Genomic DNA, 16,769 nt, shown 5'->3' with positions numbered 1-16,769 from the left:
CCGTCGAGCGGGTGGGCGTAGGAGATCTCCGGCACAGCGAAAGCGATCCGTCGCCGCAGGTCGAACTGCGAGAAGAACGGTGAGGCGATCGCCATGGGGTGCACGGCTGAGCAGAGGTCGTTCAGGTGCCCTGCTTCGAGTTCCCCCGTTCGGGCTCCGCCCCCAATTGTGGCCGCAGCTTCATAGACCCTGACGCTGAGCCCTGCCCGTGCGAGGACGACGGCGGCGGCCAGCCCATTGGGACCGGACCCCACTACTGCAGCGTCAGTCACCGCTCTTCCCCCGTCCCGCCAATGAGGCTCCGCGAGCCCTGACCGATGCCGTGATTGAACGAGCGGTCAACGGCAGGGTGCGCCGCGTCCTGAAGGCAAGGGCGACCGCCCAGTACCGGAGCGGGACCAGAGGAATGTCATAGGTAGTGGGAACCTCAACCACGTTCCTGGAGAAGTTCCGTTTGAAAGTAGTCACATTGATCAGCTGCGGGTAGTTCTCGCTCACGATTCCGGTCAGCCCGCAACTGTGATTCCCAGCAGTCTTGAGTTCCCTGAACGCGTGCCACAGCAGCAGGTAGGGGGCGAAGACCTTCCGAGCAGCGTGAGTGCTCGCAGCGAAATAGTAGACCGCATAGCCCCGGTACTCGGTGGTGATGAGCCAGCTGATGGCCTTCCCATCGAGGTACGCCACCATCAACCGGACGTGATCTCCAAGTTGTTCAAGCAGCTGTTCGTAGTAACCGGACTCGAAACTGGTGAATCCGTCCCGGGCCGCGGTTTCTTCGAGGATAGGAAAGAGCTCCCGGCGAAAGACTGTTGACCAGTCTGTTCGGGCGATGCTGAGGATTTCGACGCCGGCCCGCTCAGCCCTGCGAATACTGTTCCGGGCGTTGGGCCGGAACGATTTGTAAATATCCGCCTCGCTCGGCGTGAGATCGACGACAATCTCACGCTCGTACCAGCCGTGCTCGATCGGTCCAGTGGCAGGATCCTGGAGGTGCTCTACCTGAAGCCTGACGTAGAGGGGGTTGATGGCGCGGTCCGCGCCGAACTGCGCCCGGACCGTCTGCATCAGGCGAGCCTCGGTGTCGGAAGTGCGAGCGGTAAACCAGATTGGCCCGTTCACCGCCACCAGGGAGTTTCTGAACCGTCGGCTGCTCCAGAGGAAACTGGCAACGGCAATCAGGGTGCCGCCGTCGTAGTAGGCCCACATGCCATAGGGGGTGCGACCGCGACTAGCCTCGAATGCTGCCCACTGGGGCGTCTGCTCCAGCGGGATCACCACCGCTGGATGGTCAGCTGACAGGGCCTCGAAACCTTCAGTGCTGAGTTTCTCAAAGCGAAGGGCAACTGCGGTCACGGATGATCTTTCAGTTCAGGGGCGGGTCGGTTCAAGGGTACCCGAGTCCTGATCTGAGAGCGGTGGCGACGGCCCTGCCTTCGGTGGTCGACTGCATTATCAAACGGGCCACCCTGCGGGTCATCGACGTCAAGGCGCCGTACCGGGTCCTGACCGGGCTCAAGAATGCCCTCGGCCACACGATACATAATATATGCCGTAGCCAACATATGACCGCAAACCGCTACGAGATAGTAAGGAGTGTCGATGTTGTTTTGGGCCGCACCGCCACTTCCCTCCCGCCCCAGATACATCATGAGAGCCCAGAAGTGGGCTGCCTCAAGGAGCTGCCAGGTCGTGAAGGCTCGCCATTTCGGGTAGGCGAGGGCAACCAGCGGTACCAACCAGATGGCGTGCTGTGGCGAGTATTCCCTCCCGGTAAGGATCAGCGCACCCACCAACAGCAGCGTAAGCTGCGCGAGCCGTGGCCTGCGCGGCGCGAACAGGGCAAGGGCAGAAATTCCTGCACCCATCAGCGTGAAAGCGACTGCTGCCAGAACTGAAGTGGTTACCGCTTCCATTTCCCAGCCGCCGGCACGGGCGGTGAGTGTGTTGTAGGCAAACCACACCGAGGAGTGACCTGCCTCCCGAGTCAGAGCATCAGTGATCTGAGCCAGCCAGGATCGGGGATCATCGAGAGCGAAGGGGATGTTGACAACCAACCATGTTGCGGCAAGTGCGGCCCCAGTCACTACCGGCCCGCTGAAGTGGCGGGTGCGCACCATTAGCAGGGCTATCGCTCCGAAGATCAGGAGTGGATATCCGGCAGCGGCAGTACCGAGGCCCAGGAAGATTCCGGCCGGGACGAAGCTGCTCCGGGCGAAGGCAAGCATCCCCAAGGCCGCCGACATCACCGCCCACAGGTCCCAGCCAATAAACCCGGCCAGCACAATCATCGGCGCGACCGCGACCATCGCCGCATCCCACGGCCGCCGGTTGGTCATTCGAACTGTCGCGTAGACAGTCACCAGCCAGGCAACAACCGCCAGCACCGAGTGGAGGTCGTAGTACCGCAGGGTGCTTCCGGCTGGAACAAGTTCAGCGGTGACGGCGGCAAACGCTCCGGTTATCGCCGGGTACCCCAACTGCAGGAAGGAGATCCCCTCACTCACCCTCGCGAAGGCTTCGGGCCACTGGGAGTGGCAGGCCATGTAGTACTGATCAGGGCTGACCCACCCATCAGTCCGACACGGGTTCTTGATCAGGATCGCTAGTGCGGCCATTGCCGTAGTGAGGAGCACCAGCACCCGTTCCAGGGTGAACGTTCCGGGGTTGATCGTGCCCGGGCTGGTCCGGCGACCGAGCGGCCCACCGACCAGTTCGGTGAAATTCCGCAGCAAGGAATCCGCGCGCGATGGCACTGAGATACGTACCGGCCGACGCCGGGACCGACCGGTTCCCATGCCTGAAGCCTACCGATCAGGGACCACGCTGACGGTGGAACTGCAGGATTTATCGGATTGCCGGAATGCATCGGGCAAATCAGGTGTTGATAATAAGAAGTAGACTGGATTAGCTGTCCGGTCCGTCACGGGAAAAATTCGGCGGGTCGGCATTAGAAGTGATTCAAGAGGAGAACAGTGGGAACTAACCCCATTAGGGTGGCAATCGTTGGTGTCGGCAACTGTGCGGCATCACTGGTGCAAGGCGTACATTACTACCGGGATGCTGACGCTACTGCGTCAATCCCTGGACTCATGCACGTCGAGTTCGGCAAGTACCACGTCGATGACGTTGAGTTTGTTGCCGCGTTCGACGTCGACGGCAAGAAGGTGGGACTGGATCTCGCCGACGCCATTGGTGCCAGCGAGAACAACACCATCAAAATTGCCGACGTACCCCCCACGGGCATCAAGGTGCAGCGCGGGCACACCCTTGACGGGCTCGGCAAGTACTACCGCGAGACCATTGTGGAATCGGACGCGGAGCCAGTCGACGTAGTCGCTGAGCTCAAGGCCAACAAGGTCGATGTCATGGTGTGCTACCTGCCGGTCGGGTCTGAGGACGCCGCACGGTTCTACGCGCAGTGCGCCATCGATGCCAAGGTGGCGTTCGTCAACGCGCTGCCAGTATTCATCGCTGGCACCAAGGAGTGGGCCGACAAGTTCACCGCTGCCGGAGTTCCAATCGTGGGCGACGACATCAAGAGCCAGATCGGCGCAACCATCACCCACCGCGTCATGGCGAAGCTCTTCGAAGACCGTGGTGTCACCCTGGACCGCACGTACCAGCTGAACGTCGGTGGCAACATGGACTTCAAGAACATGCTGGAGCGTGACCGGCTGGAGTCTAAAAAAGTGTCCAAGACGCAGGCCGTCACCTCCAATGTGCAGGCTGACCTGGGAGAACGAAACGTCCACATCGGCCCCTCCGACTACGTCGCCTGGCTCGATGACCGCAAATGGGCTTTCGTTCGGCTTGAAGGGCGCAACTTCGGCGACGCACCCGTTTCGCTCGAGTACAAGCTTGAGGTATGGGACTCCCCGAACTCCGCTGGCGTGATCATCGACGCTATCCGTGCGGCGAAGATCGCCACTGACCGCGGCATTGGCGGACCGCTGCTCTCAGCCTCCAGCTATTTCATGAAGTCCCCACCGGAGCAGTACGCGGATGATATCGCTCATGAGAAAGTTGAAGCGTTCATCCGCGGAGATCTCGACCGCTAACCACCGACGTTTCCGGAAAAAGCGCCAGCAGTTGTCGTGACTGCCGGCGCTTTTTACGTTGCGGGGCCGCCTCGCTAGAACAAACCCACGGCGCCGCCCTCGCCATCGACGTCCATCCGCATAGCGGCCGGTTCGTTGGGTAGCCCGGGCATCGTCATGACCGCACCGGTCAACGCCACGATGAATCCGGCGCCGGTTTTGGTGATCAGATCGCGCACGTGGACGATGAATCCCTTCGGCGCCCCGAGCATTCCTGCGTCGTCCGAGAACGAGTACTGGGTCTTGGCCATACAGACGGGTAGACCGCCCCAGCCATTTGCCTCGATCTCCGCGAGTCGACCCAACGCCGGCACCGAGAAGTCGACGCCGTCGGCGCCATAGATCTCCTGCACGATGGTGCGGATCTTCTCCTCAACCGAAAGCTCGAGGGGGTAGAGGTGATGGAAATCCTGGGGTCCCTCCAAAGCGGTGAGGACCTTGGCCGCCAACTCATCCCCGCCGGACCCGCCGCCGCCCTGAGCCCACACATCGGCAATGGCGGCGTCGATACCTTCGGCCGCGCACCAGGTGAGCAGCCAGTCCAATTCTCCGTCAGTGTCGGTTGTGAACCGGTTGATCGCCACCACTGGGGTGATGCCGAACTTCTCCACGTTGTGGACGTGGCGCCGCAGGTTGGCAACCCCCGCCTCCAGTGCTGCAGTATTGGGTTCCTGAAGGTCAGTCTTGGCCACCCCGCCATGCATTTTCAGCGCCCGGATAGTCGCAACGATGACGACGGCGGCCGGTGCCACATCCGCATACCGCGCCTTGATGTCCATGAACTTCTCGGCGCCCAGATCGGCGCCAAAGCCGGCCTCAGTCACCACAATGTCAGCCAGCTGCCTGGCCGTACTGGTGGCGATCACTGAGTTGCAGCCGTGAGCAATGTTGGCAAAGGGCCCGCCATGGACGAGGGCTGGAGTTCCAGCGATAGTCTGCACCAGATTCGGTTTGATCGCATCACGCAGGAGCAGGGTCAACGCGCCCTCGACACCGAGATCGCCGACTGTGACGGGCTGGCGGTCAAACGTGTAGCCAAAGGTGATTCGAGCCAGACGCTGCTTCAGCTCCTGCAGATCCGAGGCTAGACAGAACACAGCCATGATCTCTGAAGCGGCAGTGATCTCGAAGCCGTCCTGTCGGGGGGTGCCCTGTGTGGGTCCACCCAAACCGATCACCACCTCCCGCAGGGCCCTGTCATTCATGTCCAGAACTCGCTTGAAAGTGATCCGGCGGGGGTCGATGTTCAGCTGGTTGCCCTGGTAGATGTGGTTGTCCACCAGTGCCATCAGTGCGTTGTTGGCTGATGTGACAGCGTGAAAGTCGCCGGTGAAATGCAGGTTGATATCCTCCATGGGTAGGACCTGGGAGTATCCGCCGCCGGTGGCGCCTCCCTTCATGCCGAGGATCGGTCCCAGTGACGGTTCGCGAAGGGCGATCATGACGTTGCGTCCGCTTCGCGCGAGGGAATCTGCGAGACCGACGGTGCAGGTGGATTTCCCTTCACCGGCCGGCGTGGGACTCATCGCGGTCACCAGAACCACTTTTCCGGACGATTTGCCAGGACTTGCCAGCAGCTTCGCGGTATCAATCTTGGCTTTGTACCGGCCGAAGTGCTCAAGAGCTTCGGGGGGGATCCCCGCTTTTGAGGCAATGTTGTCGATGGGTTGGATGGCAGCGCTGCGGGCAACCGCCAGGTCGCTCACTGGCGTGGGCAAAGACTTCATTGTCAACAGTCCTCTGTGCTTGTGGCGCGTCGGGATTGAGTCCCCTGCTGTGCCGCGGGTCTGGGCACAACATCAAATCTACCAGCGCTGCAGTAAAGCTCAGCTAAGTCCTGCCCGGTCCAGTAGGTAAGCGATCATCGGCTCGTAGAGTCCTGGGCAGACATTGTCATCAAGCGGAACCGCTACTTTCAGCTGCCCTTCCGCCTCCGAGACGAACAGTCCCGGGTCGTTGCAGTCAGCAAATCCCACGGCAGCGATTCCGGCGCTGGCGGCAAACCCGGCCCACCCATGGTCGGCCACCACCAGATCGGGGATCGGCTGTCCATTCGCGGCCAGTAGTTCGAGGCTCAGCTGCATAGGCTCCGGCGAATGAGTGTGCACCAGACCGCCATGCTGATGCCAGGCCAGCACACCAAAGAGCTGCCGGATATCGCCCTGCCTGAAACGCTGGCCCTCGGGAACCTCAACCACAGTTGCCCCGTCCTGACGTGCCGCCGCAGCGAGAGCCGCGTGAACCGGGAGCAGGCCTGCTGGATGCCCGGTCGCGAAGAGAATGCGTTCCCCGGCTGCCACTGCAGCGCCGAACACCGATCCGAACCGATCCAGCGCCGCCACACACTTGCCTGAATCGATGGTGTCCTGCCCAGCAAAATGCTCGCGGTCGGGGCTGATCCCCACCCGATGGTGCATCAGATCAAACACCTCATCGAGTTCCCAGGTGCGAGTAGTGCGAACCCCAAACTCAAGGTGCTCGCTTCCCTCAAGGAACAACTGCATGTGTCGGAGATTGTCCTCGCGCGGTGTTGCTACCGCTCCCGTAATGCCTACAGAGTCAAGGTAGGCGGCAAGTTCAGTGGAATTCACCATTCCATCCTAGGCGAGGTGGTGGAGGACGGGCCCCGCCGTCGAACGCTGCTGAGGATGGTCAGCGTGTCGCAGTCTCCTCGAAGCGCTCGATGGCGGTGCGGTAGCTCTGCGCTGTCAGCAGCGCCGTGCGCTGCCACCCGAAGGCAAGCGCATGAATCGCTGCACCGCGGCCAAGTGAGGCGCGGGTAGCTGAGTGGTCATACATCGATTCCAGCGCCGCAGACCACAATTCCGGTGTGTGCCCGTTGACCAGCGTGCCAGTGCGCCCGTCGCTGATAGCTTGCGGCAGCCCACCAACATTCGCTGCAAGCACCGGCGTACCGCAGGCCTGAGCCTCGAGCGCCACAAGCCCGAACGATTCGCTGAATGACGGCATCGCCACGAGATCCGCTGCGCGAAACCAGTGGGACAACTGGTTCGCCCGGACTGGTGGGTAAAGTCGTACACTGTCCTGCAGACCGGCGTCGTCAATCAGGGGTTGCAACCGCAAAGCTTCAGCACCACTCCCTGAACCCAGGATGCTGAGCTGCAATGGGATATCCGGTCGTCGGGCTGCAAGGTTGGCCGCGGCCGCGACCAAAACTTGCGGTCCCTTCAGTTTTTGGATGCGCCCGGCGAAAACAACGTGAAAAATGTCGGAGGCGAAGTTCAGGGAGGCGCGAGATTCCTGGCGAGAATCGGGGTTAAACGTCTTCAGGTCAACGCCCGGGGCTACGATATCGACCCGCTCGGGTGCAGCTCCGTACAAGGATTCGAGCTCCGCTGCCTCGGTACTGGTGTTGGCAATGAGGCGGGACGCGCCGTCGACAATTGCCTGTTCGCCCGCTACCCGAACGTCTGGCTCGGGAGTGCCACCGGCATGCAGGCGAATGTTCTTTACCCGCGCCATGGTGTGCATCGAGTGGACCAGCGGAAGGTTCAGGCTGGCGCCCACAGTCAGCCCTACGCTGCCTGACACCCAATAGTGGGAATGGATCACATCGAAGTGCCCGTCCGCCAGCAGGTCGGTGACCTCAGCGATGGCGTCGGTAAATGATTCCGACAAGCCCGGCAGCTCTTCCTTGGGGACTTTACGCTGCGGACCTGCTCGGAGGTGCCTGACTATCACCCCAGGGGCAACCTCTTCCGAGTGCGGCTGGCCCTCGGACGCAGCTCGGGTGAAGATCTCGACATCGATTCCTACCCGTGCCAATTCCAGGGCGAGTGATCGAACGTAGACGTTCATTCCGCCGGCGTCGCCGGCGCCGGGCTGATCCATGGGAGAGGTGTGAAGGGAGAGCATTGCCACACGTTTCACTGGAGGCATGAGAACTCCTCTCGCCTGGATGCTCCCGAAAAGTATCGAGCGCTCGGATTGCCGGACAGTTTGCCGCCGCTATTGACCATATAACGTGCTGTGCGGACTGCACATTCCGCGCGGGACAGCCCCGCGGCCGCGAGACCCGCAGTTTAAAGGCGGAAGCCCGCGCTGGGAAGCGCGGGCTTCTCTGGTGGTGGAACTAATGAAGTACATCAGGTCCTCCTTCGCGGTTGTCGGATGGCGGCAAGGACAGGTCCGAAACGCAGCATGGATGAACCAGCTACTTGATGAACATGGTGTGCTGCGGCAGGACGAGATGTGCAACTGAATCCCGGGCGGCACCTGGGGGTGCGTTGGGTATTCGCTTCCACAGGGAAACGCTTTCCCTGAGCTTCGTCAACACGGTTTGAACCTCCTCTCGGTCGGCATAGTTGGGCATGACGGTTTCTGGCGAACTGAACGTCCCAGGCTCCGGATCTCCGGTGGGGGTGAGACTGCCTGCCATGATGAACTCGCCATTCCGGCGGGCGGTGTTCTGTGTGGTTACGGCATCTAGTTCTGACGCCGGGGATGAAGGGGTGGTGAGCAAAGCGGGCATAGTAGTCTCTTGGATTTGGTGGGTGAGAAAAGATCCTCGGGCGCGGAAGGCAGGCCAAAAGCGCGCTGAACAGCGAGGCGTGATGCCGCCTGAGCAAAAAAGTGGTGCCGGAGAAAGTTCGCCACCCCAGGACTCCCGGGTGGTCGACCGACTCAGCGGCTAGTTAGTGCGCAGCAACGACGGAGGCCGGGCTGGTGTACGCGGTAAACGACCGGCGTAGTTTGGTAATCACAGTTCCCACCTCCCTTTCTTGTAGTGCGCGAATAGAGACAGTGCCGGAATTAGTCGCTCGATTTCTCGATTGAGAACTCCCAATGGCACGAAATAAAGTTACCCCACCCGACACCCCAGTGCCTAGGCTTTTGACTGACATTTCCAAAATAGTTTGCCGGATGCTGAACTTTCCCCTGGCTGGCTTCGTATCACTGCGCTTGGAGGAGCACGCGGCTAGGCTGACAGCACCCTGCGACTGCAGGTCGTGAACACCGAGATAGGGGCAGGTGTGGAACGTCTCCGTGAACTCGATGGGCTTCGTGCGTTTGCGCTCCTGGGTATCCTGGCAGTAAATATCTGGTTTTTCGCTGACCCATGGACGTTCGCCGGCGAGGTCAGCCCTGCCCATGCGTCGGCGTCGGACACCGCTGTGAGGTTCCTGGCGACGCTGTTGTTTGAGGGAAAGTTCTACATCCTGTTTTCGTTCCTCTTTGGCTACAGTTTCGCCCTGCAGGAGCGCGCGGCCCAGCGGGCCAACGTATCGCTGGCACCCCGTACGCTTCGCCGATTGGCTGGTCTTGCGGTACTCGGCCTGGCGCACGGCATTCTGCTGTACTTCGGCGACATTCTCCTCACCTACGCTGTAATGGGCCTGGCTCTGCTGGGGCTCCGGATTATTAGCCCGCGGGCCGCGGTGATAACGGCGGCGGGCATCACTCTCGCAATGGCCACTCTCCTGATCCTGGTGGGAGTCGTCGTCGCTGCGGTGAACATTCCCATGGAGGAGGGCGCGGTGCCTGCACCCGACGTCGCGGCGATCACTGCCGGCCCGATCTCAGCGCTGGCAGTGAACGTTGAAAACTACCTCATTGCCCTCCCCTCTGTGTTGTTCTTTCAGGGCCCCCTCGCCCTGGCCATGTTCCTGCTGGGCCATGCGGCCGCGCGGAAAGGCGTGCTCGAACGGCCGGTGAGCAGCACTGCGCTGCGTCGTACCGCCATCATCTGCCTGCCGATCGGCCTGCTCGCTGCCGGAAGCCAGTCCTACCTGTTGTACTACGCGGACCGTGAACGGTTCTCACTGCTAGCAACCGGCATCACCACACTAACCGCGCCACTACAGACAGCAGGCTACGTCTGCCTATTGCTGTTGTTGTTCCGGACACCAGCCGGTCAGGCCATCCTCGGCATGCTGGCGCCCGCTGGCCGGATGGCGCTGACCAACTATCTGGTCCAGTCCCTGGCCCTCGCGGTTGTCTTTACCGGGGTCGGGCTGGGCCTCACCAACGCCTTGCCGCCCGCGATAGTGCTGGGGGTCGTCGTCGTCCTGTTTGGTGCCCAGCTGGTACTGAGCCGACTCTGGCTATCAAAATTCAGTATCGGACCGATGGAGGCGGTCCTGCGGCGGGTCACCTACCCCTCGCACGAACCAAAACTTCGTGGATAATACTGGCGCCCGGTCAGAGATTCCACTGCACGATAGCCGGTGTCCGCTTGTCCCAGCCGAGGGTGCAGACCGCTGCCGTGCCAAGGACAAACCGACGCCCCTGGGCAGGATCCAACTCAAGCCAGCGTGCAGCAACCACCCGGAGGAAATGTCCGTGGGCCACCAGGAGCACATTGCGGGCCGGAGCTGACGCGGGATCCTGGTCAGCGGGGGTGCCGCATCCAGCCTGTACCAGTGAGACAACCCGGTCCGCGCGGCCAGCAACCTGGGCGAGAGTTTCACCGTTCGGCACACCGTCGTTCCAGATGAGGTAGCCGGGGTTCTCGGCGCGGACAAGGGCGCTGCTGCGGCCCTCGTTGTCGCCGTAGTCCCACTCATGGGCATAGGGCAGGATGTGTGGCTCAGGAAAACCCGCCAGCTGCGCCGTGCGCACGGCCCGCTGCAACGGGGAGGACAACACCGTGTCGAAGGTGACCCCTTCAAGGTGTCGAGCCGCGGCTACCGCCTGCTGCTCCCCGTTCTGGGTCAACGGAAGATCGGTGAGTCCCGTGTAATTGCCGTCGCGTGACCATTCAGTTTCGCCATGCCTCAGTAGCCAAAGATGCGGCAGAGGGGTCCCGGCGGCTGTCAGATCGGGGGAAGCGGCACCAGAGAGACTCATGGTGTCACCGACTCCGGCTGGGCGGTCCACCAGGCGCGGAGCTTAGCTTCGGCCTCCTCAGCCGAATGTGGTCCGTGTTCCATCCGTTCCTCCAGAAGGAAACGGTAAGCCCTGCCCACTACCGGACCCGGTTTGATATCGAGTAGCCCCATAATTTGCGCCCCGTCAAGATCGGGTCTGATGGATTCCAGTTCTTCCTGTTCGGCAAGCGCGTCGATTCGTGCTTCGAGATCGTCGTAGGCGAAAGCCAGTCGTTCGGCCTTGCGTTGGTTTCGTGTGGTGACGTCCGAACGGGTCAGTCGGTGCAGCCGCTCCAGCAGAGTTCCGGCATCGTTGACATATCTGCGCACCGCCGAATCAGACCAGCCCGCCTCCCCGTAGCCGTAGAACCTCATGTGCAACTCCACCAAGCGCGATACTGCCTTGACCGAGTCATTATCAAACCGCAGCGCCTTCATCCGTTTAGCGGTGAGCTTGGAGCCAACCATGTCGTGGTGGCGGAAACTCACCGCGCCGGACGGCTCGAATTTCCTCGTTGCGGGCTTACCGACGTCGTGCATCAGCGCTGCGAACCGCAAGACGAAATCGGGGCCGGGCACCGCGCCGTCAGCCCCGGTTTCTAGCCTGCAGGCCTGTTCCAGCACCGTCAAGGAATGCTGATAGACATCCTTGTGCCGGTGATGTTCATCGATCTCCAATCGCAGCGCTGAAACCTCCGGGAGCACGAAATCCGCAAGCCCCGTTCCCACCATCAGGTCAATGCCCAGCTGGGGTGCGTCCCCAAGGATCAGCTTCACCAATTCATCACGGACCCGCTCGGCGGAGATGATGGTGATGCGCTCTGCCATTGCCCGCATAGCCTCGGACACCTCAGGGGCTACCTCGATTCCCAATTGGGAGGCAAAACGCGCGGCACGCATCATCCGGAGGGGATCATCCGAAAATGACGATGACGGCGCCCCGGGAGTACGCAGGATGCCCGCCCTCAGATCCTTCACGCCGCCGTATGGGTCCACGAGGTCCATTGACGGAAGTCGCAGCGCCATCGCATTGATCGTAAAATCGCGGCGGAGCAGATCGTCCTCCAGCGTGTCACCAAACGCGACGATCGGCTTCCGGGACGCGGGGTCATAAGCTTCCGCGCGATACGTGGTCACCTCGATCATGAATCCGCCCTTGCGGAGCCCAATAGTGCCGAAGTCCCTGCCGATCTCCCAGTAGGAGTCGGCCCATCGCCGGATCACGTTCAGCGTCTGGTCGGGAGTCGCATCGCTGGTGAAATCAAGATCCGGGGAGGTGCGGTTCAGGAAAAGGTCGCGTACCGGCCCGCCGACCAGCGACAGTTCATGTCCAGCGGCGACAAACAGCAGTCCCAATTCGGTAACAACCGGTGGAAGCGAGGCGGTAAGGGTTGAGTTGTCCAACAGGTGCACCATAGTGCTTTAAGGGTGCCAGATGACAAGGGAAACTCCACCATGGGACCGGGAAGCGTCGTTACAACCCGACACGCTGAAAGAAGCGCAGTCGGACAGCGAAGGCTGCGGATCGTCATCAACTGATGCGAAAGATAGTTAGAGTGGACTTCATGGACCGTCCTGTTCCAAGCGCACCCAAGCGGACCCCGTTGACAGTGTCAATGGGCAGTGCTGGCGCGCCACAGGCCCATCAGTCGCTCCCCACTGTTGAGGAAGTTTCAGCCGGTGGAATAGTGGTCAGCACCTCCGATGACCTGCTCAACGTGGCCATCATTGCCCGGTTCAACCGCGGCGGTCGCCTGGAATGGTGCCTTCCGAAGGGCCATCCTGAAGGTAGAGAGAGCAACGCCGAGGCGGCGGTCCGGGAAATTGAGGAAGAGACCGGAATCCAGGGCCGCATCCTCACAGCACTTGGAAGCATTGATTACTGGTTTACGGTCAGCGGTCACCGCGTCCACAAAACAGTTCATCATTACCTTCTGATCTCCACCGGTGGACGCCTGACCATTGAGAATGATCCCGATCACGAGGCAGTAGACGTGGCGTGGGTTCCCCTGGCAGACCTCGGAAAAAAACTGTCCTTCCCCAATGAGCGCCGGATCGCTGACCTTGCCCGGGAAGTCCTCCCGGAGTACCTCTAACTCCAGCGTTAACACCACCGGCCCAGTGGTGAGACGATAGACAACGATGTCGGACTCAAATACAGCCTCCCTCCCTGTCCAGGACGCTGGGGTACTGCCCAGCCACCGAGCGGATCACCCTGGCCGCGCAGCGGTCCCAACTTCCGACACCGGTAGCGTGCCCCTCGGTGGAGTCACGCCGGACACCACGGCCCGCTCGAGTGCAATCATGGCCGCTGGCACCCTCGTTTCGCGGGTGCTCGGATTGGTGCGGGTAGCGCTGCTTGCGACGGCCCTTGGAGCATCCAGCGGCGTGGTGGACGCATTTTCCATCGCCAATGGTCTGCCAAACTTCATCTACCTCATGGTCGCTGGCGGAGTCTTCAACGCAGTTCTGGTGCCACAAATTATCAAAGCAACCCAGAGCCCAGATCGCGGCGCCGATTTCATCAGTCGGCTCATCACCCTCGCGGTCATTGTTCTGCTGGTGCTGACGGCATTGGTGACACTTGCTGCACCGTTAATAACCACACTTGTCACCGACTTTTCAGGGCAGCGCCTTGCCCTGGCCACCATTTTCGCTTATTGGTGCCTACCGCAGATCTTCTTCTACGGTCTGTACGCGATCATTGGCCAGGTACTAAACGCGAATGGGTCATTCGGCCCGTACATGTGGGCACCGGTCGCCAACAACATTGTGTCGATTGCCGCCCTGGTGGCCTTCATTGCCCTCATGGGTTCGCAGATCGACAGCTCTCACACCCCCGAGTCCTGGACCTCCGCCCAGACACTGCTGCTGGCCGGTGGAACCACCTTGGGGATCATCATCCAGGCCCTGGTCTTGTTCTGGCCCCTGAGGCGGCTGGGGCTGGGACTCAAACCGACCTTCGGATGGCGGGGAGTGGGCTTAGGCCGCACAGGGAAGCTGGCGTCCATCACCATCATCACCATGCTGGTAGGAAACGGGCTGTATCTGGTCAACATCCGCGTTGCATCAATAGCAGCCGAGGCACGCCCGGACTACCTGGCCCGAGTTCCACCTCAGCAGATTGCGGGGCCCTTCAACCTGGACATCGGCACGATGGTGTACGTCCTGCCCCATTCGGTGATTGCACTGTCCATTGCAACAGTGATGTTCAACCAGTTGGCCGCAGCGCACAGCCGCAACGATCTAGCGCTGATCAAGGAGACACTCTCCAATGGTCTACGCATTATGGGGGTAGCAACAGTCTTCGGTGCTGCAGCCCTCCTGGCGCTAGCGGTGCCGCTGGGCATGTTGTTCTCGGGTGGTATCCGTCCTGACGGAGCACTCAACGCGCTGCTTATTTCGCTACTGGCCGTCGGCGCCCCTTTCCTCAGCGCCAACTTCTTTCTCAATCGAGTGTTCTATGCGGCCGAGGACGCGCTAACTCCGCTGCGGATCCAACTCATCCTCTCAGTAGTCGGGGTGAGCCTGGCTCTCATCTCCGGGACATTCGCGCCGGAGTACATCGTGCCTCTACTTGCCCTGAGCTTCACACTGGGCAACGTAATCGCTGTCCTCGTGAGCCACACGTTTCTGGTGCGCAAGATAGGCCCTTACGGTGCTGGCCACGTCTATGACGTCCACGTACGACTGGTTCTCGCCGGGATGGTGGCCGCCGCAGTCGGCGCTGGTTCGCTGTGGTTCTTCGGTGGGTACAGCCTCGACGGGTTTGTCTGGCAGTCAGTGCTGGCCGCCATTGTGGCACTCGCCGTTTGCGGAACGTTGATGGTGATCGTCTACCTTCTGATGCTCAGAGCCCTGCGTATCAAGGAGTTGGACGAATTCCTCGCACCGCTCCTGGCAAGGTTTAACAGGGACAACTGAACCCGCCCCGGCGTGCGCACCAAAAACCCGGGTATCCATCACAGTGACCGGTAGCATTGGTAGGGATCATCTTGCAGTCCCTGTGACGCGTTGAACTAAAACTGTCCAACGCCCAACAATCCAACCATTCCGCGGGAGGAACACGTGCCACAACCAGTAGACGTTGGTTCAGTATTGGGAGGCCGCTATAAGGTCACCGCCTACGTGCTGGCTTCTGCTGACCGGGACCTCGTCCTCGACGGTATGGATCAGGTACTGAACCGGCCCGTCAGCATCCTGGTGGCCTCGCCGTCGAACGCGGACCAGATCGCCGCCACGGCGCGTGAAGTAGCTACCGGCGAACGCGCCGGGAACATCCAGGTCCTTGATTTGGGTGTCACCGACGAGAGCACCTACCTGGTGACAAACCGCGCTGCACCCGCTGATTTGTTGGATCTTGTAGTTCCTCAGGACGCGCCCTTTGTGGAACCATTCTTCACCGACACGCTGGGTTCTGAGATCTTCGGTGGCCCCCGTTCCACCGAGCCTGAAACGTACGACGACGACGACGACTATGCACCGGATGAAGACGAGGAGCGTCCCGCCAGGAAATCCCGCCTACCGAAAGCGCGTCTGCCGAAATTCGGCAAGGGTGCTTCAGCGGCGGGGGGCGCAGCCGGAGCCGCTGCGGCCGCCGGCCACAGGCCAACCGGATCAGAGCCGCCTGCATCTCAGGTACCGCCATCTCCCGCGGCGGCCCCGCTGGTCTCTGAGCCAGGTACCGGAGAAAAGCCGAAGGTATCGCTGTGGTCTGATAGTGACTACGACGGTGGTGGCCAGGGTGTACGGCCTGGGGACGCGGGCCGCACCGCATCACATTTCCCTGCTGCGGCGGCCACCAGCGGTGCCGCCACTGACGACTATGAAGAGTACGCCAGCGAGGAAGATGATGACGCGGGGAATAACCCCAAGTACACGCGGGCACTCGTAGGGGTTGTGCTGGCGATCATCCTGGTCACAGTTGTCGCTCTCTCGGTCAACCAGTTGGGTAGCTTCTTTTCACCCGACCCGGCAGCGGCGCCTGAGACCGCGACCGCGACCGAGGAACCCGCAGCGCCAACCGACGATGGGGTGGCCAGTCCTACTGATGACGTAGAGGACACTCCAGAGCCAACAGCTGAAGCAATCGATCCGGTCCCGGCCAATGTGACCCGCCTCGTGCCCGACAATGCTGAGCTGAATGCTGAAAGCGATGGGGATTTGCCGCTCATCATCGATGGTAATCCTGGAAGTTTCTGGGGAAGCCTGGTCTTCGCCAACGAGACTTTTGGTGGCCTTGCTCAGAGCATGGCACTCATTGTCGAGCTTGAGGAGGAATCGACTATCAACCAGATTCAGATCGAACAGCTCAACGGATCCGGCGGCAGCTTCACGGTCCTCCTCAACGATGAACCGAGTCTTGATGGTGCCGATCAGATAGCGCAGAGCTCCTTTACCGGCCCAACCATCAATATTCCCGTACCATCGGGCGCTGATGGTGAACCCGCCACGGCACAGTACATCATAGTCAACCTTACTCAACTTCCGCGACTCACCAATGTCACCGCAGTGTTCCCCTGGGGCGTTCGGATTGCGGAGATCAGCGCCTCCTGACCAAAGAGTCTTCTGGGGACCCAAGCCGGACGGCAACGGAATAAGCTTGTGGCGGAGGCGGTTAGTACTAGTGATCGCTTCACCGGGCCCTCGGGCTTCATTGGCGGTGTCAACAAAGAAAGGTCTATCAACCCGTGAGTACAGAAACCGGCATGTCCGGAACGACCAACAACGACACGCAGAAGATCCACGATGTCATTATCGTCGGCTCTGGTCCGGCCGGATATACAGCTGCCGTATACACCGCGCGCGCCAATCTGGCTCCGTTGATGATTGCCAGTTCCGT

15 protein-coding genes are annotated in these 16,769 nt (G+C 61.1%); 6 read left to right on the top strand and 9 right to left on the bottom strand.

Going from position 1 to position 16,769, the window contains the following annotated elements; translation table 11 throughout:
* From Y703_RS19205 to Y703_RS0110040, 3 genes are all read right to left on the bottom strand, one after another.
* The coding region (locus Y703_RS19205) for an FAD-dependent oxidoreductase (RefSeq protein WP_035764581.1) at nucleotides 1-272 on the bottom strand (272 nt) is incomplete at its 3' end.
* Nucleotides 265-1,353, bottom strand: coding sequence for a lipid II:glycine glycyltransferase FemX (locus Y703_RS0110045; RefSeq protein WP_026552596.1), 1,089 nt, complete (start codon nucleotides 1,351-1,353; stop codon nucleotides 265-267). The genes Y703_RS19205 and Y703_RS0110045, both read right to left, overlap by 8 nt.
* Nucleotides 1,350-2,795, bottom strand: a complete 1,446-nt coding sequence (locus Y703_RS0110040) for a glycosyltransferase family 87 protein (RefSeq protein ID WP_026552595.1) — start codon at nucleotides 2,793-2,795, stop codon at nucleotides 1,350-1,352. Before Y703_RS0110040 ends, Y703_RS0110045 begins: the two co-directional genes overlap by 4 nt.
* Before the next feature lie 177 nt (nucleotides 2,796-2,972).
* On the opposite strand from Y703_RS0110040, the gene Y703_RS0110035 reads away from it, so the two are divergent.
* Entirely contained in the window at nucleotides 2,973-4,058 is a 1,086-nt protein-coding gene (locus Y703_RS0110035; protein ID WP_026552594.1) for an inositol-3-phosphate synthase, read from the top strand.
* 74 nt (nucleotides 4,059-4,132) lie between these two features.
* Here Y703_RS0110035 and Y703_RS0110030 read toward each other — a convergent pair whose 3' ends face one another.
* The 4 genes from Y703_RS0110030 to Y703_RS0110015 all read right to left on the bottom strand — a co-directional run bounded on the left by Y703_RS0110030 (nucleotide 4,133) and on the right by Y703_RS0110015 (nucleotide 8,496).
* The gene (locus Y703_RS0110030; RefSeq protein WP_026552593.1) at nucleotides 4,133-5,824 is read right to left on the bottom strand and encodes a formate--tetrahydrofolate ligase; all 1,692 of its coding nucleotides are present in this window, start codon (nucleotides 5,822-5,824) and stop codon (nucleotides 4,133-4,135) included.
* A gap of 99 nt (nucleotides 5,825-5,923) precedes the next feature.
* Entirely contained in the window at nucleotides 5,924-6,691 is a 768-nt protein-coding gene (locus Y703_RS0110025; RefSeq protein ID WP_035764579.1) for a phosphatase, read from the bottom strand.
* Nucleotides 6,692-6,749: 58 nt separating this feature from the next.
* On the bottom strand, nucleotides 6,750-7,997 hold the full coding sequence (mshA, locus tag Y703_RS0110020) for a D-inositol-3-phosphate glycosyltransferase (RefSeq protein WP_026552591.1): 1,248 nt from the start codon (nucleotides 7,995-7,997) through the stop codon (nucleotides 6,750-6,752).
* A 274-nt stretch (nucleotides 7,998-8,271) separates the two neighbouring features.
* Nucleotides 8,272-8,496, bottom strand: a complete 225-nt coding sequence (locus Y703_RS0110015; RefSeq protein WP_155849480.1) for a hypothetical protein — start codon at nucleotides 8,494-8,496, stop codon at nucleotides 8,272-8,274.
* Nucleotides 8,497-9,067: 571 nt separating this feature from the next.
* On the opposite strand from Y703_RS0110015, the gene Y703_RS0110010 reads away from it, so the two are divergent.
* Nucleotides 9,068-10,246: a DUF418 domain-containing protein gene (locus tag Y703_RS0110010; protein ID WP_026552589.1), complete on the top strand. Its 1,179-nt coding sequence runs from the start codon at nucleotides 9,068-9,070 to the stop codon at nucleotides 10,244-10,246.
* Between the two features lie 13 nt (nucleotides 10,247-10,259).
* On the opposite strand, the gene Y703_RS0110005 is transcribed toward Y703_RS0110010, so the two are convergent.
* The gene (locus Y703_RS0110005) at nucleotides 10,260-10,907 is read right to left on the bottom strand and encodes a histidine phosphatase family protein (RefSeq protein ID WP_051427497.1); all 648 of its coding nucleotides are present in this window, start codon (nucleotides 10,905-10,907) and stop codon (nucleotides 10,260-10,262) included.
* On the bottom strand, nucleotides 10,904-12,343 hold the full coding sequence (locus Y703_RS0110000; protein ID WP_026552587.1) for a CCA tRNA nucleotidyltransferase: 1,440 nt from the start codon (nucleotides 12,341-12,343) through the stop codon (nucleotides 10,904-10,906). The genes Y703_RS0110005 and Y703_RS0110000 overlap by 4 nt, the downstream gene beginning before the upstream one ends.
* Before the next feature lie 149 nt (nucleotides 12,344-12,492).
* Between Y703_RS0110000 and Y703_RS0109995 the strand changes: the two genes are divergently transcribed.
* The 4 genes from Y703_RS0109995 to Y703_RS23085 form a co-directional block, all read left to right on the top strand.
* Nucleotides 12,493-13,023: an NUDIX hydrolase gene (locus tag Y703_RS0109995; protein WP_026552586.1), complete on the top strand. Its 531-nt coding sequence runs from the start codon at nucleotides 12,493-12,495 to the stop codon at nucleotides 13,021-13,023.
* 208 nt (nucleotides 13,024-13,231) lie between these two features.
* Complete coding sequence (locus Y703_RS0109990; protein ID WP_035764578.1) at nucleotides 13,232-14,851, top strand: murein biosynthesis integral membrane protein MurJ; 1,620 nt, start codon at nucleotides 13,232-13,234, stop codon at nucleotides 14,849-14,851.
* A 144-nt stretch (nucleotides 14,852-14,995) separates the two neighbouring features.
* On the top strand, nucleotides 14,996-16,483 hold the full coding sequence (locus tag Y703_RS0109985) for a hypothetical protein (RefSeq protein ID WP_035764576.1): 1,488 nt from the start codon (nucleotides 14,996-14,998) through the stop codon (nucleotides 16,481-16,483).
* A gap of 152 nt (nucleotides 16,484-16,635) precedes the next feature.
* On the top strand, nucleotides 16,636-16,769 hold a 134-nt coding region (locus Y703_RS23085), incomplete at its 3' end, for an FAD-binding protein (RefSeq protein WP_155849487.1).

The sequence above is a fragment of the Arthrobacter sp. H20 genome (assembly GCF_000520515.1).
In the GTDB taxonomy this organism is placed as follows: Bacteria; Actinomycetota; Actinomycetes; order Actinomycetales; family Micrococcaceae; genus Arthrobacter_D.
The sequence above is the reverse complement of the archived record's forward strand: the minus strand, read 5'-3'. Positions and strand labels throughout refer to the sequence as shown.